17 protein-coding genes are annotated in these 21,246 nt (G+C 64.4%); 7 read left to right on the top strand and 10 right to left on the bottom strand.

What is annotated here, in order from left to right:
* Position 1: 1 nt before the first annotated feature.
* The 5 genes from E8E78_RS20860 to E8E78_RS20880 form a co-directional block, all read right to left on the bottom strand.
* Positions 2-1,834, bottom strand: coding sequence for an ABC transporter ATP-binding protein (locus E8E78_RS20860; RefSeq protein WP_016501021.1), 1,833 nt, complete (start codon positions 1,832-1,834; stop codon positions 2-4).
* A complete protein-coding gene (locus E8E78_RS20865) occupies positions 1,827-2,459 on the bottom strand; it encodes a DsbA family protein (protein ID WP_016501022.1) in 633 nt (210 codons plus the stop codon). The genes E8E78_RS20860 and E8E78_RS20865 overlap by 8 nt, the downstream gene beginning before the upstream one ends.
* 3 nt (positions 2,460-2,462) lie before the next feature.
* The gene (locus tag E8E78_RS20870; protein ID WP_016501023.1) at positions 2,463-3,395 is read right to left on the bottom strand and encodes a rhodanese-related sulfurtransferase; all 933 of its coding nucleotides are present in this window, start codon (positions 3,393-3,395) and stop codon (positions 2,463-2,465) included.
* Between the two features lie 220 nt (positions 3,396-3,615).
* Positions 3,616-3,912, bottom strand: coding sequence for a BolA family protein (locus E8E78_RS20875; protein WP_016501024.1), 297 nt, complete (start codon positions 3,910-3,912; stop codon positions 3,616-3,618).
* Positions 3,913-3,922: 10 nt separating this feature from the next.
* Positions 3,923-4,447 (bottom strand): DUF2059 domain-containing protein, encoded by a 525-nt coding sequence (locus tag E8E78_RS20880; RefSeq protein WP_019473006.1) that lies wholly within the window; start codon positions 4,445-4,447, stop codon positions 3,923-3,925.
* A 154-nt stretch (positions 4,448-4,601) separates the two neighbouring features.
* On the opposite strand from E8E78_RS20880, the gene E8E78_RS20885 reads away from it, so the two are divergent.
* Entirely contained in the window at positions 4,602-5,996 is a 1,395-nt protein-coding gene (locus tag E8E78_RS20885; protein WP_016501025.1) for a class II fumarate hydratase, read from the top strand.
* Positions 5,997-6,118: 122 nt separating this feature from the next.
* Here E8E78_RS20885 and E8E78_RS20890 read toward each other — a convergent pair whose 3' ends face one another.
* Positions 6,119-7,081 (bottom strand): DMT family transporter, encoded by a 963-nt coding sequence (locus E8E78_RS20890; protein WP_061203671.1) that lies wholly within the window; start codon positions 7,079-7,081, stop codon positions 6,119-6,121.
* Positions 7,082-7,335: 254 nt separating this feature from the next.
* Positions 7,336-8,829 (bottom strand): polyphosphate:AMP phosphotransferase, encoded by a 1,494-nt coding sequence (pap, locus tag E8E78_RS20895; RefSeq protein WP_059395306.1) that lies wholly within the window; start codon positions 8,827-8,829, stop codon positions 7,336-7,338.
* Positions 8,830-8,965: 136 nt separating this feature from the next.
* On the opposite strand from pap, the gene mnmC reads away from it, so the two are divergent.
* The 5 genes from mnmC (at position 8,966) to E8E78_RS20920 (ending at position 16,287) form a co-directional block, all read left to right on the top strand.
* Positions 8,966-10,930: a bifunctional tRNA (5-methylaminomethyl-2-thiouridine)(34)-methyltransferase MnmD/FAD-dependent 5-carboxymethylaminomethyl-2-thiouridine(34) oxidoreductase MnmC gene (gene mnmC, locus E8E78_RS20900; RefSeq protein WP_280314980.1), complete on the top strand. Its 1,965-nt coding sequence runs from the start codon at positions 8,966-8,968 to the stop codon at positions 10,928-10,930.
* A 200-nt stretch (positions 10,931-11,130) separates the two neighbouring features.
* On the top strand, positions 11,131-12,918 hold the full coding sequence (locus E8E78_RS20905) for an N-acetylglutaminylglutamine amidotransferase (RefSeq protein WP_016501029.1): 1,788 nt from the start codon (positions 11,131-11,133) through the stop codon (positions 12,916-12,918).
* Positions 12,919-12,921: 3 nt separating this feature from the next.
* Positions 12,922-14,667 (top strand): N-acetylglutaminylglutamine synthetase, encoded by a 1,746-nt coding sequence (gene ngg / locus E8E78_RS20910; protein WP_059395308.1) that lies wholly within the window; start codon positions 12,922-12,924, stop codon positions 14,665-14,667.
* 124 nt (positions 14,668-14,791) lie between these two features.
* The gene (locus E8E78_RS20915) at positions 14,792-15,976 is read left to right on the top strand and encodes an osmoprotectant NAGGN system M42 family peptidase (RefSeq protein ID WP_003252630.1); all 1,185 of its coding nucleotides are present in this window, start codon (positions 14,792-14,794) and stop codon (positions 15,974-15,976) included.
* A gap of 83 nt (positions 15,977-16,059) precedes the next feature.
* Entirely contained in the window at positions 16,060-16,287 is a 228-nt protein-coding gene (locus tag E8E78_RS20920) for a YheU family protein (protein WP_059395309.1), read from the top strand.
* A 52-nt stretch (positions 16,288-16,339) separates the two neighbouring features.
* Here the strand turns inward: E8E78_RS20920 and csrA are convergent, their stop codons facing one another.
* Positions 16,340-16,519: a carbon storage regulator CsrA gene (gene csrA, locus E8E78_RS20925; RefSeq protein WP_059395310.1), complete on the bottom strand. Its 180-nt coding sequence runs from the start codon at positions 16,517-16,519 to the stop codon at positions 16,340-16,342.
* Positions 16,520-16,810: 291 nt separating this feature from the next.
* Between csrA and E8E78_RS20930 the strand changes: the two genes are divergently transcribed.
* Positions 16,811-16,963: a DUF3309 family protein gene (locus E8E78_RS20930; protein WP_003252624.1), complete on the top strand. Its 153-nt coding sequence runs from the start codon at positions 16,811-16,813 to the stop codon at positions 16,961-16,963.
* 155 nt (positions 16,964-17,118) lie between these two features.
* On the opposite strand, the gene E8E78_RS20935 is transcribed toward E8E78_RS20930, so the two are convergent.
* Both E8E78_RS20935 and E8E78_RS20940 read right to left on the bottom strand, forming a co-directional pair.
* A complete protein-coding gene (locus E8E78_RS20935; protein WP_016501033.1) occupies positions 17,119-17,928 on the bottom strand; it encodes an SDR family oxidoreductase in 810 nt (269 codons plus the stop codon).
* A 69-nt stretch (positions 17,929-17,997) separates the two neighbouring features.
* A complete protein-coding gene (locus tag E8E78_RS20940; RefSeq protein ID WP_280314985.1) occupies positions 17,998-21,240 on the bottom strand; it encodes a transporter substrate-binding domain-containing protein in 3,243 nt (1,080 codons plus the stop codon).
* Positions 21,241-21,246: the final 6 nt, after the last annotated feature.

A 21,246-nucleotide genomic window follows, 5' to 3' on the forward strand; every position in this document is an offset into this window, starting at 1 on the left:
GTCAGCTTTGCTGCAAGTGCCCATAAAGCTTGGCGTACAACCCACCCTCGGCAATCAGCTGCTGGTGGTCGCCATCTTCGGCTACATGCCCGCCATCGAACACCAGCACCCGGTCGGCCTGCTTCACCGCCGACAGCCGGTGGGCGATGATCAGCGTGGTGCGGCCGCTGAGGAAGCGCGCCAGGGCCAGGTGCAGGTTGTACTCGGTGGCGGCGTCCAACGCCGAGGTGGCTTCGTCGAGGATGACCACCTTGGGCTCGGCCAGCACCATGCGGGCGATGGCCAGGCGCTGCCGCTGCCCGCCAGACAAGCGCACGCCGGAGCGCCCCACCACACTGTCCAGGCCCTGCGGCAAGGCGGCGATGGTGGCGTCCAGCTGGGCGATGCGCAGCGCCTGCCAGCAAGCGTCGTCACTGCTGTCGCGGCCCATGGTCAGGTTGGCACGTACGGTGTCATTGAACAGCGACGGGTGCTGCAGCACCACCGCGACGTTTTCGCGCAGGGTTTCCAGGCCGATTTCCTGCAGGCTGGCACCGCCAAAGCGGATGGTCCCGGCCTGGGCGCTGTAAAGGCCCAGCAGCAGTTGCACCAAGGTGCTCTTGCCGCCACCACTGGCGCCGACAATCGCCACCTTTTCGCCCGGAGCGATAGACAGGTCGAGGTTTTCCAGCACCGGCTCGTCGGCATAGGCAAAGCGCAAGTCGCGCACTTCGATGCCCACCGTCTCACGGCCGGCGAACGGGTCACTGGCGGCCGGGTACTGCGGTTCGTCATCGCGCGCCAGCAGCTCGTTGAGGCGGCTCAGCGCACCGCCGGCGGCGTAGTAGGCATATTGCAGGTTGAGCAGTTGCTCCACAGGCCCGATCATGAACCACAGGTAGCTGAACACCGCCAGCATCTGGCCGATCGACAAATCGGAGAACAGTACGGTCAGCATGGCTGCGGCGCGGAAGATATCGATGCCGAACTGGAACAACAAGCCACTGGCACGGCCACTGGCGTCGCTCTTCCACTGCGAATCAACGGCGTAGTCACGCACTTCGCGGGCGCGCAGGCCCAAACGGCCAAGGAAGTAGCCCTGGCGGTTGCTGGCACGGATTTCCTGGATGGCATCGAGGGTTTCCGTCAGCGCCTGGGTAAAGCGCGCGGTGCTGTCGTTCTCAAGCTTTTTCAGGTGTTTGACGCGTTTGCCCAGCTGCACGGTGAAATAGATCACCAGCGGGTTGAACAGCAAGATCAGCAAGGCCAGCTGCCAGTGCATCCAGATCAGGATCGCCGCTGTGCCGGTCAGGGTCAGCATGGCCACCAGGAAGCGGCTGAGGGTTTCGCCCACGAACTTGTCGAGGGTGTCCAGGTCGGTGACCAGGTGGGTGGTTACCGTGCCACTGCCCAGGCTTTCGTATTCCTTCAGCGAAATGCGCTTGAGCCGCTCGATCAGGCGGATACGCAGGCGGTAGACGATATCCTTGGCCAACCCGGCAAACAGCTTGGCCTGGATCACGTTGAACGCCAGGGCAGCCAGGCGCAGGCACAGGGTAAGCGCCAGCATCAGCCCGATATAGCCGGCTGCCACCTGCCAGTTGGAGGGCAGCAGGTGGTTCATCCACTTCAGCGCAGCATCACCATGACCGAGCAGTACTTCGTCCACCAACAGGGGCAGCAGCAACGGAATGGGCACGCTGCAGCAAGCCGCCAGCACGGCGATGCAGTTGGCAGACCAGAGGTTCTTCTTGTGATGCAGGGCCAGGCGGCGGATTTCCGCCCAGCTCAGTCGATCGCCCGCAGCGTGAGGCTTGCCCGGCACCGGGTCGGGTGACCCAGGCACATCAAGCACAGGCGGCCTGCTGCAGCCAGCGGCCGAGCAAGGGTTGCAGGCGATCCAGCGGCTGGTAGCCGTTGGTCAGCAGGGCCAGTTGGCCATTGCGCTCGGCCAGCAGGGTCGGAAAGCCGGCAATACCCAGGTCCTGGGCCCAGCTGAAATCGGCTGCGGTGGCGGCGCGGGTATCGGCGCGGGCGAAGGTTTCGGCAAACACGGTGCGGTCGAAGCCGCACTGCGAGGCCAGCTCGACCAGCTGCGGCGCCGTGGTCACGTCCACGCCCTGCTCGTAGAACGAACGCTGGATCAGCGCCAGCAGCGGCCAGACGCGTTCGGCGTCCAGCTCACGGGCAGTGACCAGGGCGCGGCAGGCCGGCTCGGTGTCGTAGACGAAGCCCTCAGGCATGGCCCCTTCGAAACGAAATGGCTGGCCGGTGGCGTCGGCCACCGCCTGCCAGTGTTCGAGGATGTACTTGCGGGTGGAGCTGTCCAGGGCGCTGCCGCCGGTGCGCAGCCCGCCCGGCACCACGCGGGTGACAACGCCCGCCTCACGCGCCTGGGCGATCAGGGCGGCGGCTACCGGCGCGAAACCCCAGCACCAGGAGCACATCGGGTCCATCACATAAATCAGGCGTGCAGACATGCATCAGGCCTCGGCTTTGTAGTTGTAACCGATCGGGTGCGGCAGGTTGCGGGCCTTGGCCAGCTCGATCTGCTTCTGCCGGTCGATGGCACTGCGCCGGGTTTTCTCGCTCAGGGTGTCCCAGCAATGCGGGCAGCTGACACCTGGCGAATAGTGCTCGGACGCGCGCTCCTCTGCATTGATCGGGTGGCGGCAGGCGTGGCACTGGTCGTACTCGCCTTCGCTCAGGTCATGGCGCACCGTGACGCGGTTGTCGAAGACGAAGCAGTCGCCGTCCCACAGGCTTTCTTCCTGAGGCACTTCCTCGAAGTACTTCAGCACGCCACCCTTAAGATGATAGACCGCCTCGAAGCCTTCACCGAGCATGTAGCTGGAGGCTTTTTCGCAACGAATGCCGCCGGTGCAGAACATGGCCACTTTCTTGTGCTTGCTGGGGTCGAAGTTGGCCTTGATGTACTCCGGGAACTCGCGGAAGGTTTCGGTCTTTGGGTCCATCGCGCCCTTGAAGGTGCCGATCGCCACTTCGTAGTCATTGCGGGTATCGATCAGCAGCACTTCCGGGTCGCTGATCAGCGCGTTCCAGTCCTTGGGCTCGACATAGGTGCCGACCGCCTGGTTCGGATCCACGCCCGGCACGCCGAGGGTGACGATCTCTTTCTTGAGCTTGACCTTCGTGCGGTAGAACGGCTGCTCGTCGCAGTACGACTCTTTATGATCGACATCAGCCAGGCGCGGGTCGTTGCGCAGCCAGGCCAGCAGGCCGTCGATGCCTTCGCGGGTGGCCGACACGGTGCCGTTGATGCCTTCGTGGGCCAGCAGCAGGGTGCCTTTGACGTCATTGTCGAGCATGGCCTTGAGCAGCGGCTCGCGCAGCTCGACGTAGTCTTGCAGGGTGACGAACTTGTACAGCGCCGCGACGACGATAGGTTGTGACATGAAGCGGGTTCTCCAGGTGGTTGCCCTCGTAAGGGGCGGACCGGGTTTGACAAAAAGCAGGGGGCGCTTTGCGCCCCATTCGCGGCACAAGGCCGCTCCTACAGGGAAATACACAACCCAACGGGCGGTGCAATCCCTGTAGGAGCGGCCTTGTGCCGCGAATGGGCCGCACAGCGGCCCCCTTGGATGGTACGGATTCTACCAGAACAACAAAAAGGTTTCAGTGCCCGCCGCCGGCGCACACCGGCGAGGCCGGCGCCACGCCGACCTTGGCCCACTCTTCGGCGGTGTAGGTATGAATGGCCAGGGCATGGATCTGGCCCATCAGCTCACCCATGGTGGCATACACCTTCTGGTGGCGCTTGACGCTGTTCAACCCGGCAAACTGCTCGCTGACGATCACTGCCTTGTAGTGGGTCTCCTGACCACGACTGTGCATGTGACTTTCGTCGAGCACTTGCAGGTGCTGCGGCGCCAAGGCGCCCAGCTGTTGTTCAATGCGCTGTTGCATGGTCATCGCGGCGTGCTCACTTCTTGGCAGGGACGGCGGCCTTGCCAGCGTTAGGGTCCAGTTCCTTGGTCATGTCTTCCAGCAGCTTGTTCACCACCGGCACCGCTGGTTCCAGGCTCTGCTGGGTCAGCTGGGCCGACTGCTGGGTAACCTTGGGCATTTCACGCAGCACTTTCTTACCCAGCGGCGATTCATAGAACTTGACCAGGTCTTTCAGCTCTTGCTCGGTGAAGGTCTGGGTGTACAGGTCGACCATCTTGGGCTTCAGCTTGTTCCAGCCGATGGCGCTGTCCAGCGCGGCGTTGGCTTTGGCCTGGTAGCTTGCCAGCACTGGCTGTTTGGCGGCCGGGGCTTTGGTTTGAGCGAAGCGCTGGGCGAACATCTGTTGGACCTGCATGTACACCGGGGTGCCCAGCTTGTCGGCGTTGGCCAGGGTCAGGAATTTCTCGGCAGCAGCGTTGTGGCTGGCGGTGGCAGCGAGCACCTGGCCGCTGGCGCAAGCCAGGGCAACGGCGGCACAAAGGACACGGAGACGGGTCATTGCATTTCCTTCAAGGAGAGGGAGGCGGGTACCTCAGAGTAGAGCATTCTGCGCCGTGGTGGCGATGTGCTCAAGTGGCACGACGAGCGACGGAACCGCTCGGTCGAATCAGGGCCTAAACTGCGATTTCGAACCACACAGGAGTGAGTACAGAATGAGCCGTATCGAGACAGACAGCCTGGGCCCGGTCGAAGTTCCTGATGGCGCCTACTGGGGTGCGCAAACCCAGCGTTCGCTGATCAACTTCGCCATTGGCAAGGAACGCATGCCCCTCGCGGTGCTGCACGCCCTGGCGCTGATCAAGAAAGCCGCGGCACGCGTCAACGACCGCAACGGCGACCTGCCGGCCGACATCGCTCGGCTGATCGAACAAGCCGCCGACGAAGTGCTTGATGGCCAACACGACGACCAGTTCCCGTTGGTCGTGTGGCAGACCGGCAGCGGCACGCAAAGCAACATGAACGTCAACGAAGTGATCGCCGGGCGCGCCAACGAACTGGCCGGCAAAGGCCGTGGCGGCAAAGCGCCAGTGCACCCCAACGACCACGTCAACCGCTCGCAGAGCTCCAACGACTGCTTCCCCACAGCCATGCACATCGCTGCGGCGCAGGCGGTGCACGAGCAGCTGCTGCCGGCAGTCGCCGAACTGTCGTCGGGGCTTGCCGAGCTGTCGGCCCGCCACCAAAAGCTGGTGAAGACCGGCCGCACGCACATGATGGACGCCACGCCGATCACTTTCGGCCAGGAGGTGTCCGCCTTCGTCGCCCAGCTCGACTATGCCCAGCGCGCCATCCGAGCCACCCTGCCGGCGGTATGCGAACTGGCCCAGGGCGGCACCGCGGTTGGCACCGGGCTCAATGCCCCGCATGGCTTTGCCGAAGCCATCGCTGCCGAGTTGGCGGCGGAGTCCGGCCTGCCGTTTGTAACGGCGCCAAACAAGTTCGCGGCGCTGGCCGGCCATGAACCGCTGACCAGCCTGGCAGGCGCCTTGAAAACCCTGGCAGTGGCGCTGATGAAAATCGCCAACGACTTGCGCCTGCTGGGCTCCGGCCCACGCGCAGGCTTTGCCGAAGTGCGCCTGCCGGCCAACGAACCGGGCAGTTCGATCATGCCCGGCAAGGTTAACCCTACCCAGTGCGAAGCGCTGTCGATGCTGGCTTGCCAGGTGCTGGGCAACGATGCCGCCATCGGTTTTGCCGCTAGCCAGGGGCATCTGCAACTGAACGTGTTCAAGCCGGTGATCATCCACAACCTGTTGCAGTCGATCGAACTGCTGGCCGATGGCTGCCGCAACTTCCAGTTGCACTGCGTGGCGGGCATCGAGCCCGATGCCGAGCAAATGGCCGCGCACCTGGAGCGGGGCTTGATGCTGGTGACGGCGTTGAACCCGCATATCGGCTATGACAAGGCGGCGGAAATTGCCAAGAAGGCTTACAGCGAAGGCAAGACCTTGCGCGAGGCTGCGCTGGAGTTGAAGTACCTGACCAATGAGCAGTTCGACCAGTGGGTGCGGCCGGAGAACATGCTGGCACCGGGTGGCAAGGGCTGAGCTCTTTATTGCCTGCCCCGGCCCTATCGCCGGCAAGCCAGCTCCCACAGGACCGCACAACATTCAGGCCTGTGGTGATCCTGTGGGAGCTGGCTTGCCGGCGATAGGGCCGGAGCAAGCGATCACTGAGCCTGGGCCAACCGCGCACGCCTCGCCCGCCAACTGGCCACCAGCGATGGTCCCAGCGCTACCAGCGCCGAGCCGGACACCACGGTCACCGCCCCTACATAGCCCAGGGCATTGATGTCCTCGGCGTGCACATACTCCGGCCACACCAGTGCCGCGAGTGCCACCGCAACAAAGGTCACCAGCGGTGTCAACGCCAGGGTGGCACTCACCCGCGACGCCTCCCAGTGCGCCAGCGCCTCGGCAAAAGCGCCGTAAGCCACCAGGGTATTCAGGCAGCAGGCCAGCAGCAGCCAGCCCTGCACCGGGGTCAGTTGCAACGCCTCCAGCGGGTGTACCCAAGGCGTGAGCAGCGCAGCACAACTGAGGTAGATCACCATCATCACCTGCTGTGAATGCCACACGGTCAGCAGTTGCTTCTGGCTGAGGGCGTAGAACACCCAGATGCTGGTGGCCAGCAGAATGGTCAGCACGCCTGTGGTGTAGGCGCCCAATGAAGTCAGCAGCTCTTCGAGGCGCTGGTTGAAGAACAGGCCAAAACCCGCCAGCAGAATCACCAGGCCCACGCCCTGCCCCAGGCTGAAGCGCTCGCGGAACACGAACACGCTGGCCACCAGCAACAGCACCGGGCCGACCTGTACCACCAGTTGCGCCGTGCCGGGGCTAAGCAGGTTGAGGCCGATCAGGTACAGCACGTAGTTGCCCATCAGGCCAAGCACCGCCACTACGACCAGGCCCTTGCCCTTCGGCGCCAGCCGGGTGAACGACGGCAAGCGCCGCCTGGCTGCCAGCCAGGCGAACAGCAGGCCACCGGAAACCAGCAGGCGGTACCAGGTGACGGTGATCGGGTCGACCACTTGCAGTACCTGCTTGAGCTTGATCGGCAAGATGCCCCAGAGCAAGGCAGTCAGAAGTGCCAGGAACAGGCCATAGCTCCAGCGGCCGGAAGTGGTGTGCATAGCGTCCTCGTTCAAGCCCGTGGTGGGGGTTGGTGGATTCTACGGGCTTGGAGGGCAGTGACGGGGAAGCGTGCCGAGAAAAGAATTCATCAGGTCATTCTTGTGTGGCATGGCTTGGCAGGTGTGCAGCCTGTTCTGGCCTCTTCGCGGGTGAACCCGCTCCCACAGGGACTGCACAATGGCCAATCCTGTGATCATCCTGTGGGAGCGGGTTCACCCGCGAAGAGGCCAGAACAGGCAATCAAGAGCCCTGGCTATTTCTTGTCCTTGGCAAACGCCGCTTCAAGCGCCTGGTTGATGGTGCGCAGCACCTTGACCCGCGCCCAGCGCTTGTCGTTGGCCTCCACCAGCGTCCAGGGTGCAATCTCGCTGCTGGTGCGGTCGACCATGTCGCCCACCGCCTGGGCATACTCGTCCCACTTGTCGCGGTTGCGCCAGTCGTCCTCGGTGATCTTGTAGCGCTTGAACGGGATCTGCTCACGCTCCTGAAAACGCTCCAGCTGGGTCTGCTGGTCGATCGCCAGCCAGAACTTCACCACCACCACGCCGGCGTTCACCAACTGCTCCTCAAAGTCGTTGATCTCGCTGTAGGCACGCATCCAGTCGGCCGGGCTGCAAAATCCCTCAACCCGTTCCACCAGCACCCGGCCATACCAGGAACGGTCGAAGATGGTGAACTTGCCGCGTGCCGGAATATGCCGCCAGAACCGCCACAGGTAGGGCTGCGCCCGCTCTTCTTCAGTGGGCGCGGCAATCGGCACGATGCGGTACTGGCGCGGGTCCAGCGCTGCCGCCACGCGGCGGATGGCACTGCCCTTGCCGGCAGCATCGTTGCCTTCGAACACCGCCACCAAGGCGTGTCGACGCATGCGCTTGTCGCGCAGCAGGCCGGCCAGGCGGGCCTGTTCGGTGACCAACTGCTCCTGATAGTCAGCCTTGTCCAGGCGCAACGTCATGTCCAGGGCGCCGAGCAGGCTGCGGTCGTCGATGCTGCGGCCCAGCGGGGCGACATTGCCCTGATGCTTGCCCTTGGGGTTGTTGGCCAGCGCGGCTTGCAGGCTGTCCAGCAGGATGCGCCCCACCGCCAGGCTACGGTAGTTCGGGTCTACCCCTTCGACGATATGCCACGGCGCATAGTCGCGGCTGGTGCGGCGCAGCACGCGCTCGCCAAAGCGCACGAAGCGGTCGTAGGTTTGCGACTGCTGCCAGTCCAGCGGGCTGATCTTCCAGCTGTGCAGCGGGTCGTCCTTGAGCGATTTCAGCCGTGCCTTCATCTGCTTCTTGGACAGGTGGAACCAGAACTTGATGATCAGCGCACCTTCATCGCACAGCATCTGCTCCAGGCGCTCGGCGCCCATGATGGCCTGATCGAGCACGGCATCCTTGAACACCCCGTGCACCCGCCCCTGCAGCATCTGGCTGTACCAGTTGCCAAAGAACACGCCCATTCGCCCCTTGGGTGGCAAAGCCCGCCAGTAACGCCAGGCGGGCGGCCGTGCCAGCTCTTCGTCGGTCTGCTGGTCGAAGGTGAGCACATCGATCATGCGCGGGTCCATCCACTCGTTGAGCAGCTTTACCGTCTCACCCTTGCCAGCGCCTTCGATGCCGTTGATCAGCACGATCACCGGGAAGCGCGCCTGCTGCTTGAGTTCGTACTGGGCTTCGAGCAGGGCCTCGCGCAAAGCGGGCACCTCGGCGTCGTAAGCCTCCTTGTCGATGCTGTGGCCGATTTCGGCGGATTCGAACATGCACTGGCTCCTTCAATGGATAAGCAAGACTAGCGGATTTCATTTATGCCTGTACTGACCTGTTCGCGAGTGAACGCGCTCCCACAGGTAACCCGGATGGCATAAAATCCCGCCATCCGCTGCAACCGAGCCAACCATGTCCACCCTCCTCCAGCACGCCCAGATCGACTGGGACGACCAGGGCCGCCCCCACTCGCGGCAATATGACGACGTCTATTTCGCGGTCAACGAAGGCATCGAAGAAACCAAACACGTATTCCTCGGCCAGACCCGCCTGGCCGAGCGCTTTGCCAACCTGACGCCGCACAGCTGCATGGTGATTGGCGAAACCGGCTTTGGCACCGGCATGAATTTTTTCTGCGCCTGGCAACTGTTTGACCAGCACGCCCACAGCGACGCACGCCTGCACTTCGTGAGTGTCGAGAAATACCCCCTCGGCCACGACGACATGGCCCGCGCCGTGCGCCTGTGGCCTGAACTTGCCGCCTACACCGAGCCCCTGCTGGAACAATATGTGGCGGTGCACCCGGGCTTTCAGCAATTCACCTTCGCCAATGGCCGGGTCACCCTGACCCTGCTGATCGGCGACGTGCTCGAGCAGCTGCCACAGCTCGATGCGCAGATTGATGTGTGGTTCCTCGATGGCTTCGCCCCCGCCAAGAACCCCGACATGTGGACACCAGAGCTGTTCGCGCAGCTGGCGCGCTTATCGCACCCGGGCACTGTGCTGGGCACCTTCACCACCACCGGCTGGGTGCGCCGCAGCCTGGTCGAAGCCGGTTTCGCCATGAAGAAGGTGCCAGGCATCGGCAAGAAGTGGGAGGTGATGAGCGGCGCCTACGTCGGCCCCCTGCCAGCCCCAGGCGCACCTTGGTACGCGCGCCCCGCCCCTTCACAGGGGCCCCGCGAGGCACTGGTGATCGGTGCCGGGCTGGCCGGCAGCACAACCGCTGCCAGCCTGGCCCGGCGTGGCTGGCAGGTCACCGTGCTGGAGCGCCACGAAGCGCCGGCCCAGGAGGCTTCGGGCAATCCGCAGGGGGTGCTGTACCTCAAGCTGTCCGCCCATGGCACCGCACTTTCACAGATGATCCTGTCCGGTTTCGGCTACACCCGGCGCCAGCTTGAACGCCTGCAGCGTGGCCGCGACTGGGATGCCTGCGGCGTGCTGCAACTGGCCTTCGACAACAAGGAAGCTGAGCGCCAAGGCAAGCTGGCCGCCGCTTTCGACTACAACCTGCTGCACGCGTTGGAACGTACAGAAGCTGAAGCCGTCGCCGGGGTGGCCTTGCCGGCCGGCGGGTTGTTCTACCCCGAAGGCGGCTGGGTGCACCCACCTGCGTTGTGCCAGCAACAGCTGCAGCACCCAGGGATTCGGCTGGTCACCCACCAGGAAGTGCTGGAGCTGCGCAAGGTCGACCAGCAGTGGCAGGCCTGGGCGGGTGACTGCCTGATTGCCAGCGCGCCCGTGGTGATTCTGGCCGGTGCCGCCGAAGTAAGGCGCTTCGAGCCTTGCGCGCAACTGCCGCTCAAGCGTATCCGGGGGCAGATTACCCGCTTGCCCGCCACCGCCAGCAGCCGGGCGCTGCGCACCGTGGTGTGTGCAGAGGGCTACGTGGCGCCGCCGCGCGGTGATGAACATACCCTGGGCGCAAGCTTTGATTTCCACAGCGAAGACTTGGCGCCGACGCTGGCCGAGCACCAGGGCAACCTAGCGTTGCTGGACGAGATTTCCGTCGATCTGGCCCAGCGATTGGGCACGGCCGAGTTAGCCCCTGAGAAGTTGCAGGGGCGCGCGGCATTCCGTTGCACCAGCCCGGATTACCTGCCGATCGTGGGGCCGGTAGCTGATGTGCAGGCGTTTGCCGAGGCCTATGCGGTGTTGGGCCGGGATGCGCGGCAAGTGCCGGATGTAGCCTGCCCTTGGCTGGATGGGTTGTATGTGAACAGCGGGCATGGGTCGCGCGGGTTGATCACGGCGCCGCTCAGTGGCGAGCTGGTGGCGGCCTGGGTGTGTGGTGAACCGCTGCCGTTGCCCCGGGCAGTGGCAGAGGCGTGTCATCCGAACCGGTTCGCCTTGCGTAAGCTGATTCGGGGGAAGTAAGAAATCGGGGCCGCTGTGCGGCCCTTCGCGGGCTCGCCCGCTCCCACAGGCATAGCACGAGTCGGGCTTTGCCTCCGGACATTGCCCAGCGGCCGCATATAACAAATCGTTCTAAAACTCTCAAAAAGCACATCGGTCAGTTCCTTAAGGTGCCCTAATCCTGGGCACCCCCTCCCCAACGGAAAAACCGGTAAGGACTTATGTGCGGATTAGCAGGAGAGTTGCGTTTCACCCCCATCGACCAGGCCCCTCGCCCAGCCGACCTGGCTGCGGTAGAGCGCATAACGCATCACCTCGCGCCTCGCGGCCCGGATGCGTGGGGCTTCCATAGCCAAGGCCCTATTGCCCTCGGCCACCGGCGCCTGAAAATCATGGACTTGTCCGACGGCTCGGCGCAGCCGATGGTCGACAACACCTTGGGCCTGTCACTGGCGTTCAACGGTGCCATCTACAACTTCCCCGAACTGCGCCAGGAGCTGCAAGACCTGGGCTACAGCTTCTGGTCCGACGGCGACACCGAGGTGCTGCTCAAGGGCTACCACGCCTGGGGCGCGGCCTTGCTGCCCAAGCTCAACGGCATGTTCGCCCTGGCCATCTGGGAGCGCGACAACCAGCGCCTGTTCCTGGCCCGCGACCGCCTGGGCGTAAAGCCCCTGTACCTGTCGCGCAACAGCGAGCGCCTGCGTTTTGCCTCGACCCTGCCAGCGCTGCTCAAGGGCGGCGACATCGACCCGATGCTCGACCCGGTGGCGCTCAACCATTACCTGAACTTCCATGCCGTGGTGCCGGCACCACGTACCCTGCTGGCCAACGTGCAAAAGCTGGAGCCCGGCACCTGGATGCGCATCGACCGCCATGGCGAGGTCGAGCGCCAGACCTGGTGGCAGCTGAAATACGGTGCCAACCCGGATGAGCGTGAGCTGGACCTGGAAGGCTGGACCACCCGCGTGCTCGACGCCACCCGCGACGCCGTGGCCATCCGCCAACGCGCGGCCGTCGACGTCGGCGTGCTGCTGTCCGGTGGTGTCGACTCCAGCCTTCTGGTCGGTCTGCTGCGCGAAGCGGGCGTGGACGACCTGTCGACGTTCTCCATCGGTTTTGAGGATGCCGGGGGCGAACGTGGCGACGAGTTCCAGTATTCCGACCTGATCGCCAAGCACTACGGCACCCGCCACCACCAACTGCGCATCGCCGAACACGAGATCATCGACCAGCTGCCAGCGGCATTCCGCGCCATGAGCGAGCCGATGGTCAGCCACGACTGTATCGCCTTCTACCTGTTGTCGCGGGAAGTGGCCAAGCACTGCAAGGGCGTGCAAAGCGGCCAGGGCGCCGACGAGCTGTTCGCCGGTTATCACTGGTACCCGCAGGTGGACGGCGCCGATGACGCCTTTGCGGCTTACCGCGATGCATTCTTCGACCGCAGCCACGCCGAATACCGCGACACCGTGCAGGCGCCCTGGGCGCTTGAAACCGACGCGGCCGGCGACTTCGTGCGCGAGCACTTCGCCCGCCCCGGTGCCCGCGATGCGGTGGACAAAGCCCTGCGCCTGGACAGCACGGTGATGTTGGTTGATGACCCGGTCAAGCGAGTGGACAACATGACCATGGCCTGGGGCCTGGAGGCACGTACGCCATTCCTCGATTACCGCCTGGTGGAGCTGTCGGCGCGTATTCCGGCGCGCTTCAAGCTGCCCGATGGCGGCAAGCAGGTGCTCAAGCAGGCGGCGCGACGGGTGATCCCGCATGAGGTGATCGACCGCAAGAAGGGCTACTTCCCGGTGCCGGGCCTCAAGCACCTTGAAGGCGCCACCCTGGGCTGGGTGCGTGAGCTGCTGACCGACCCCAGCCAGGACCGTGGGCTGTTCAACCCGGCCATGCTCGACCGCCTGCTGAGCAACCCGCACGGCCAGCTCACCCCGCTGCGCGGCTCCAAGCTGTGGCAGCTGGCGGCGCTGAACCTGTGGCTGAGCGAACAAGGAATCTGACCGATGAAAGCCCATGAAATCGCATACGGTCAGCGCCTGCTGCGCGGCCAGGCGCCGTCCTACGAGCGCCTGCAGGCGCGCCTGGCCGGCGACGGCAGCCTGCCCCACGACCAGCCGCGTGCCGTGCACTGCGGCTGGGGCCGGCTGCTGATCGGCCATACCTACCCCGACCCGGCCAGCCTGGCCGAGGCGCTGCTGGACGAAAGCCCCGGCGAGCGCGACATCGCCCTGTACGTGGCCGCGCCGCAGCAGTTGTTGGCCCAGGCCCCGCAGCAACTGTTCCTCGACCCGTCCGACACCCTGCGCCTGTGGTTTACCGACTACCGGCCAGCGCAGCGGGTGTTCCGCGGTTTCCGCGTGCGCCGGGCGCAGAACCCCGCCGACTGGCAAGCGATCAACACCCTGTACCAGGCGCGCGGCATGCTGCCGGTCGACGCCGAGCTGCTTACGCCCCGGCACTTGGGCGGACCGGTGTACTGGCTGGCCGAGGACGAAGACAGCGGCGCGGTGATCGGCAGCGTCATGGGCCTGAACCATGCCAAGGCGTTCGACGACCCGGAACATGGCAGCAGCCTGTGGTGCCTGGCAGTCGACCCGCACTGCACCCGCCCCGGCGTGGGTGAGGTGCTGGTGCGCCACCTGATCGAGCACTTCATGAGCCGTGGCCTGGCTTACCTCGACCTGTCGGTGCTGCACGACAACCGCCAGGCCAAGCGCCTGTATGAAAAGCTGGGTTTTCGCAACCTGCCCACCTTTGCGGTCAAGCGCAAGAACGGCATCAACGAGCAGTTGTTTCTTGGCCCCGGGCCGCAAGCGGACCTCAACCCCTACGCCCGCATCATTGTCGATGAGGCCCGGCGCCGCGGTATCGAGGTGCAGGTGGATGACGCCGCTGGCGGTCTGTTCACCTTAAGCCTGGGCGGGCGGCGTATTCGCTGCCGTGAATCGCTCAGCGACCTGACCAGTGCCGTGACCATGACCTTGTGCCAGGACAAGCGCCTGACCCAGCACGCACTGGGCAATGCCGGGCTGCAGGTGCCGGCGCAGCAGCTGGCGGGTAATGCCGACGACAACCTGGCGTTTCTCGACGAACATGGCGCGGTGGTGGTCAAGCCGGTCGACGGCGAGCAAGGCCAGGGCGTGGCGGTTAACCTGACCTGCATCGACGACATCACTCGCGCAGTGGCGCACGCTCGCCAGTTCGACAGCCGCGTGCTGCTGGAAAGCTTCCATGCCGGGCTGGACCTGCGCATCGTGGTGATCGGCTACGAAGTGGTAGCCGCTGCCATCCGCCACCCGGCACAGGTGCTGGGCGATGGCAAACACAGCGTGCGCCAGTTGATCGAAGCCCAGAGCCGTCGGCGCCAGGCTGCCACCGGCGGCGAAAGCCGCATTCCGCTGGACGACGAAACCGAGCGCACCCTGCGCGCCGCGGGGTTTGGCTATGACGATGTGTTGCCTGCCAGCCAGCGCCTGGCCGTGCGACGCACCGCCAACCTGCACACCGGTGGCACCCTGGAGGATGTGACCGAACGCCTGCACCCGGTGCTGGCGGACGCTGCCGTGCGCGCTGCACGGGCGCTGGAAATTCCTGTGGTCGGGCTGGACTTCATGGTGCGCGATGCCGGGCAGCCGGAGTACGTGATCATCGAAGCTAACGAACGTGCCGGCCTGGCCAACCATGAACCTCAGCCAACGGCCGAGCGCTTTATCGACCTGCTGTTTCCGCATAGCCGGCCGTTGGCGTAACCGCTGATGGCCTCTTCGCGGGCACGCCCGCTCCCACAGGCCCGCCACAGTTCCTGAGGCCTGTGGGGTCCCTGTGGGAGCGGGCGTGCCCGCGAAGAAGTCAACGCAACTCTAAGGAGTACTCATGTCCGAACGACTCCCCGAACCCGATCTCGACTACCTCAAACGTGTGCTGCTGGAGATGCTGGCAATCCCCAGCCCCACCGGTTTCACCGACACCATCGTGCGCTACGTGGCCGAACGCCTGGACGAGTTGGGCATACCCTTCGAGCTGACCCGCCGCGGCACCATTCGCGCCACCCTCAAGGGCCGCCAGACATCCCCCGACCGCGCCGTGTCGGCCCACCTGGACACCATCGGCGCCAGCGTGCGCCAGTTGCAGGACAACGGCCGCCTGGCGCTGGCACCGGTGGGTTGCTGGTCCAGCCGCTTTGCCGAAGGTAGCCGTGTCAGTGTATTCACCGATACCGGCGTGTTCCGTGGCAGCGTGCTACCGCTGATGGCCAGCGGGCATGCCTTCAATACCGCCATCGATCAGATGCCGGTGAGCTGGGAGCATGTGGAAGTGCGTCTGGATGCCTACTGCGCCACCCGCGCCGACTGTGAGGCACTGGGGATCAGCATTGGTGACTTCGTCGCCTTCGACCCATTGCCAGAGTTTACCGAAAGCGGCCATATCAGCGCCCGTCACCTGGACGACAAGGCCGGTGTAGCGGCATTGCTGGCGGCACTGAAGGCTGTGGTGGAAAGCGGTCGCCAGCCGCTGATCGACTGCCACCCGCTGTTCACCATCACCGAGGAAACCGGCTCGGGCGCAGCCGGCGCCCTGCCTTGGGATGTCAGCGAGTTCGTCGGCATCGACATCGCCCCAGTGGCACCTGGCCAGGCGTCCAGCGAGCATGCGGTAAGCGTGGCCATGCAGGACTCGTCCGGGCCTTACGACTACCACCTGTCCCGGCATTTGCTGAAGCTGGCCGGCGACCACGACTTGCCGGTGCGCCGTGACCTGTTCCGCTATTACTTCAGCGATGCCCATTCGGCGGTGACGGCGGGGCATGACATCCGCACCGCACTAGTGGCATTTGGTTGCGACGCCACCCATGGTTACGAACGCACGCACATCGACAGCCTTGCGGCGTTGAGCCGGTTGCTGTCGGCGTACTTGTTGAGCCCGCCAGTGTTTGCCAGCGACTCGCAGCCGGCCAATGCCTCGCTGGAAAGGTTCAGCCACCAGCTGGAGCACGATGCACAGATGGAAAGCGACACGCGGGTGCCTGCGGTGGACAGCCTGGTCGGCAATAAAGGCTGATGGCCTTGGGGACTGCTTGGCAGCCCCCCAATTCCCGAACGTTTCGCGTAGCATTGCCACACTTACTTCAGAAACGACCCACCATGCTGATCCCCTACGACCAACTGCAAGCCGAAACCCTGACCCTGCTGATCGAGGACTTCGTCACCCGCGATGGCACCGACAACGGCGACGATACCCCGCTGGAGACGCGCGTACTGCGGGTGCGCCAGGCGTTGGCGAAGGGCCAGGCATTCATCCTGTTCGACCTGGAAAGCCAGCAGTGCCAGTTGCTCGCCAAGCATGACGTGCCCCGCGAGCTGCTCGACTAGCAGGCCCTGCCCCCTTCGCGGGCAAGACTGCGCAGGGATGCTGAAGGCAACATCAGGCCTCGCCTTGCTTTGCCTCCTTGATGCGCTTGTACACCTCGGCCCGGTGCACCGGCACCGAGCGCGGGGCGTCCACGCCAAAACGCACCACGCCCTCCCGGACATCCACCACCATGATGCGGATGTTATCGCCAATCACGATGATTTCCCCCACTTCACGCCCGATTACCAACATATTCCGATCCTCTTGCCAAAGGGAAAACCGGAGACTGCCTGCCAGGCATTCGGCTACTCAATAGTTCCACTGCAATTCAGAAGAGCCCTACATTTCACGGTAACTTCCCCTACAGACTATTCCTCGCGAACAGGACTTGGCGCGCACTTTCACCGGCCTATCGGCATTGTGCTGCGAAGCGGCCGGAACAAGCGGTACACCGATGGAATCTTTCGCAAGCGGCGCCGGTCCGATTTAACAAGAGGCCTGCAGTTCGAGGCCCTTGCCCTTCAACCACGCAAGGACTCCACCATGACCACGATCCTTATCATCATCCTGATTCTGCTGCTGATCGGTGGCTTACCGGTCTTCCCCCACTCGCGTAGCTGGGGCTATGGCCCGTCCGGCATTATCGGCGTGGTATTGGTGATTCTGCTGGTCTTACTGTTGCTCGGGATGATATGACCCGATGCTGACAGCCACTTCAGGCGACCGCTGAAATGAAAACGCCCCGACAATCGGGGCGTTCTTGAGTGCTGCGGTTTAGCGCATCAGCGGCCTGGGTGTTGTCGGGCGCAGGCTTGTACCACCCTGCCACCGTCAGTGCTTCTACAGCCCCTTCATCGCGAAGGGGCCTTTGCGCGCATTTTCACCGCCATATCGGCCATCTCGTCATACAGCCGCTCAGGCGCCTGGCATTTCAGCTGCCAGGCCTGGCGCCCGGCCTCGTGGGGCAGAATCAGGAACTCGCCTGCGGCGACCTGCTGGTGAATGTACCCGGCAATGTCGGCGGCGCTGATCGGCGACCCCTCCAGCAGCTTGCCCACCTGCGCCTTCATCGCCGGGTTCGGCCCGCGAAACGAGTCCAGCAGGTTGGTCTGGAAGAACGACGGGCACACTACGTGCACCGACACCTCCAGCTGGCGTAACTCCACCAGCAGGCTTTCCGAAAGCGCCAGCACGCCAGCCTTGGCGACGTTGTAGTTGCTCATGCCAGGGCCCTGCATCAGTGCGGCCATCGATGCAACGTTGATGATTCGGCCCTTGCTACGCTCCAGCAGCGGCAAAAAGGCCTTGCAGCCCTTGACCACGCCCATCAGGTTGACCGCGATCTGCCAGTCCCAGTCTTCCAGGGACAGTTCAGCAAAAAATCCGCCAGACGCAACGCCAGCGTTGTTGACGATCACGTCGATGCCCCCGAACTGCTCGGTGCATGCCTGGGCCAGGGCAGTGAGCTGGCTGTAATCACGCACATCGCAGCGCTGGATGAAGCCTTCGCCGCCGGCGGCACGGGCCAGTTCCAGGGTTTCGCGCAGGCCGTTTTCGTTGACATCGGCCAGCGCCAGGCGCCAGCCCTCGCGCGCCCAGCGCAGGGCGATCTCGCGACCGAGGCCGGACCCGGCGCCGGTGATCATGATGCGGTTATGCATGGTGGCTGGCCTTGTTCTGGCAGGTAGTGCAGCGAGTCTAATCAAGGCCTGGGGGGCTGGCAGGGTTCATCAGGGTAGTGAATGGGCAGACATGACTGTGTGGTCGGTACCGCCTTCGCGCAGCGGGGCATGCTCCGCGAGGTAGCTGGCAAGCCAGCGGTCCAGGCGCAGCATGGTCTCCTCCAGCGCTCTGGCTGCCTGGCGCACCTGTAACGCATCCGCCGGCCGTTGCATACACTGGGCCTCAAGCCGTTCACATGACGCGACCAACGCTTGTGCCCGCACAATGCGTGCGCCGCCTTTCACCCTGTGCGCCACTTCAACGAGCGCCGAGGGGTTGTCGCTGGAGTATCTGAGCTGCGCCAGATCCGCCAGGTTACTGCTGGCCAGATCGGCCAGCAGTGCCACCAGCACAGCCCGGTCATCGCATACCAGCTTACGCAAATGGGCCAGATCAACGGCAGGCAAATGCTCGTTTGGCTCGCGGGTGACGTACTGGAAAGCTTGCAACGTTTGCATGAGGGTATCCAGGTTCAGCGGCTTGAACAGGCAGTGGTCCATACCCGCAAGCCTCGCGCGACGGCGCTCCTCTTGCAGGGCACTGGCGGTGAGCCCCACCACGCGACAGCGCGGCCTGGCCCGGCGCCGTTCGTGTTCGCGGATTGCCCGGGCCAAGGCAAAACCGCCAAGCCTGGGCATGTTGCAATCGCTGATGACGACATCGAACGTTTGCTGCAACCAGAGGCGCAAGGCTTGATCGCCATCTTCGGCAACCTGTACCTGGTGACCGAGAAACGCCAACTGGTGCGCGAGTAGCAAGCGGTTGGCCGGGTAGTCATCGACCACCAGCACGCGCAGGGCAGCCAGCCTGGCAGGATCCCCCTGCGGCGTTGCCGGCTTGGCCTGCACCGGCCGGGCTGCCAGCGCAAGGTCCAGGCGGATTTCAATCCGCGTCCCTTGGCCCAGCACGCTGTGCAAGCTTAATTGCCCGCCAAGCATTTCACACAAGCTGCGGCTGATCCCCAGCCCCAGCCCGGCACTGCTGCGTGGCGACTGGCGCTGATTGCTGGCCTGGCGAAAAGGCTGCCCGAGGCTTTCCAGCTCGGCCTGGGCAATGCCTATGCCAGTGTCTGCGACTTCGAGCAATACACTGGCCCGCCCGGCTGCAGCCTGCATATTCAGGCTGATCAGGACCTTGCCCTGCGCGGTGAACTTGATTGCATTGCTGACCAGGTTGGCCAGGACCTGCTTGAAACGCACCGGGTCCAGCATCACCCAGTTTTCCACCGCCCCCTTGCACACCATGTCCAGGGCCAGCCCCTTGCCGCGTGCCTGTTGCTCGAACAACTGAACCACCCGGGCGACTTGCTCGCGCAGGCTCACCGGCACCAGTGCCAGCTGCAACTGGCCGGTTTCGATGCGTGTGATGTCGAGTACATCGCCGATCAACTCCTGCAGCCCGATAGCGGCATCCGCCGCTACTTCGATGGCCAGATGGTCCAGTTCGCCCTGCCCTGCCTTGCGTCGGGCAAGCTCCAGCATGCCCAGCACGGCATGCAGTGGCGTGCGGATTTCATGGCTCATGGCCGCGAGAAACTGCGTCTTGGCCTGGTTGGCCGCCTCGGCCTCGCGCTTTGCACGATGCAATTGCACCTGCATCCGCCGCAGGTAGCGAACCCACAGCAGGGCCAGCAACAGAAGGCTGCATGCCAAGGCGATGCCCGCCAGCATGCGCCCGCCATAACGGCGCCATAGCCCGTCGCCAACGATCATCGGGTTACACCAGCGTCGCAGCATGCTCTCCATTTCTGCCGGGGGCAGCGCGAGCAAGGCTTTGTCGAGAATACCCAGCAGCTCTTCGTCGGCATGGCTACTGGCAAAGGCGAAGTGCACCGGTGGCAACGCCAAGCTGGCAGCGATACGCAGCCTGCCGGGGAAGTGACGTGCAACCAGCGAGCATGCCTGGTCCAGTGGCAGCACGGCGGCGCCTGCCTTGCCTTGCTCCAGCGCCTGCAGCGCAGCTAATGGATGAGGCACGAGCCGCTGACGGATACCCGGGTATGACTTGGCCAGCGTCTGCGCCTGGGCGCTGCCACGTACCAGCGCCAGCGACCGCCTGCCGAGCTGCGCCAGGCTGCTGGGGGCCACCGTCTCGTTACGCGTTACCAGCACCAGCGGCAAGCTTAGAAAACTGCGGCTGAAACGCAGTTGCCTGGCGTGTGCCGGGCTGTACCCAAGCCCGGCAATCAGGTCGGCCTGGCCCTGGCGCACTTGCTCGATCATGTGCTGTGTGTCTGTGCCCCCGTGCACTTCGAAGTGCAAGCCAGTGAGGCGGCTGATGCGTTGCAGCAAGTCCATGCTCAAGCCGCGCAACTGGCCATGCTCATCGCGGTAGCTCAACGGGAGTTGGTGCTCACCGAGCAACACCTTGACCACGGGGTTTTCCGCTATCCAGCGCTGCTGGGCTTCGCTGAGTTCAACCAGGCCGGGTTTGACCGGGCTGGCAGGCTGTGGGCTCCAGTGTCCGCGAATGCGGGCATGTTGCTGTTCGGTCAGGCCTTGCAGCACGGCATCGACCAACCTGGGTAATGGGCCGCGGTCCCCGAGCATGGCAAATCCCATGGGCTGGGCTGCAAAATCGGGCTGGTCGACCCATTCCAGGCCTGGCAGTTGCCCTCGGGCCAATAGATAGCGGCTGCTCAGGGCATTGCCTAGAAACAACTCGGCTTCGCCAAGCTGTAACGCCGCCAAGGCGCTGTAGGGGGTGGGGTGCAGCTGGATCCGTGCGTTGGGATAGTTGTGCTGAAGCAGGGCCAACGGTCGATACCCCTCAACCGCTATCAGCCGCGGGCTTGCGCTGTTACCACTGACGAACCGCTCACTGGCCAGCAGCAATGGCTGGTCAACGATGTAGGGGCTGGACAGGCGCAGCTTGGCTTCCTGCGCCTGCTGTGCTGTTACCGAGCTGACCAGGTCGACACTACCCTTGCGCAGGGCCCCGAAGGCAGCGTCGTAGGTCTCGAACAGCCGCAGGCGTACTTCCAGGCCTAGCTTCTCGGCCAGCACACTGGCGTACTCGGCGCTGATGCCTTCGTAGGCGTGGCCGGTGCCGAGCATGTCGAAGGGCGGGTTGTCGCGGCCGACTACCCCCAGGGTCAGATGGCGCTTCTCCCACAGCCAGCGCAAGTCGGCGGGGGCCAGCGCCAGCGCAGGGCCCGTTTCCACGCCCCGGGTGTAGAGCTGCGGTGCGCAGAAAGCGGGTAGCGGGTTCAGGCAATACAGCAGCCACAGCAGCAGGACGCGGATTGGCACGGGTAG

It is taken from the genome of Pseudomonas sp. BN505, assembly GCF_029873175.1.
In the GTDB taxonomy this organism is placed as follows: Bacteria; Pseudomonadota; Gammaproteobacteria; order Pseudomonadales; family Pseudomonadaceae; genus Aquipseudomonas; species Aquipseudomonas putida.

Bases quoted from the DNA above. Each gene is read 5' to 3' on its own strand.
- E8E78_RS20865 (WP_016501022.1), bottom strand. From the start codon at position 2,459: ATGTCTGCACGCCTGATTTATGTGATGGACCCGATGTGCTCCTGGTGC.
- E8E78_RS20870 (WP_016501023.1), bottom strand. From the start codon at position 3,395: ATGTCACAACCTATCGTCGTCGCGGCGCTGTACAAGTTCGTCACCCTG.
- E8E78_RS20875 (WP_016501024.1), bottom strand. From the start codon at position 3,912: ATGACCATGCAACAGCGCATTGAACAACAGCTGGGCGCCTTGGCGCCG.
- E8E78_RS20880 (WP_019473006.1), bottom strand. From the start codon at position 4,447: ATGACCCGTCTCCGTGTCCTTTGTGCCGCCGTTGCCCTGGCTTGCGCC.
- E8E78_RS20885 (WP_016501025.1), top strand. From the start codon at position 4,602: ATGAGCCGTATCGAGACAGACAGCCTGGGCCCGGTCGAAGTTCCTGAT.
- E8E78_RS20890 (WP_061203671.1), bottom strand. From the start codon at position 7,081: ATGCACACCACTTCCGGCCGCTGGAGCTATGGCCTGTTCCTGGCACTT.
- pap (WP_059395306.1), bottom strand. From the start codon at position 8,829: ATGTTCGAATCCGCCGAAATCGGCCACAGCATCGACAAGGAGGCTTAC.
- mnmC (WP_280314980.1), top strand. From the start codon at position 8,966: ATGTCCACCCTCCTCCAGCACGCCCAGATCGACTGGGACGACCAGGGC.
- E8E78_RS20905 (WP_016501029.1), top strand. From the start codon at position 11,131: ATGTGCGGATTAGCAGGAGAGTTGCGTTTCACCCCCATCGACCAGGCC.
- ngg (WP_059395308.1), top strand. From the start codon at position 12,922: ATGAAAGCCCATGAAATCGCATACGGTCAGCGCCTGCTGCGCGGCCAG.
- E8E78_RS20915 (WP_003252630.1), top strand. From the start codon at position 14,792: ATGTCCGAACGACTCCCCGAACCCGATCTCGACTACCTCAAACGTGTG.
- E8E78_RS20920 (WP_059395309.1), top strand. From the start codon at position 16,060: ATGCTGATCCCCTACGACCAACTGCAAGCCGAAACCCTGACCCTGCTG.
- csrA (WP_059395310.1), bottom strand. From the start codon at position 16,519: ATGTTGGTAATCGGGCGTGAAGTGGGGGAAATCATCGTGATTGGCGAT.
- E8E78_RS20930 (WP_003252624.1), top strand. From the start codon at position 16,811: ATGACCACGATCCTTATCATCATCCTGATTCTGCTGCTGATCGGTGGC.
- E8E78_RS20935 (WP_016501033.1), bottom strand. From the start codon at position 17,928: ATGCATAACCGCATCATGATCACCGGCGCCGGGTCCGGCCTCGGTCGC.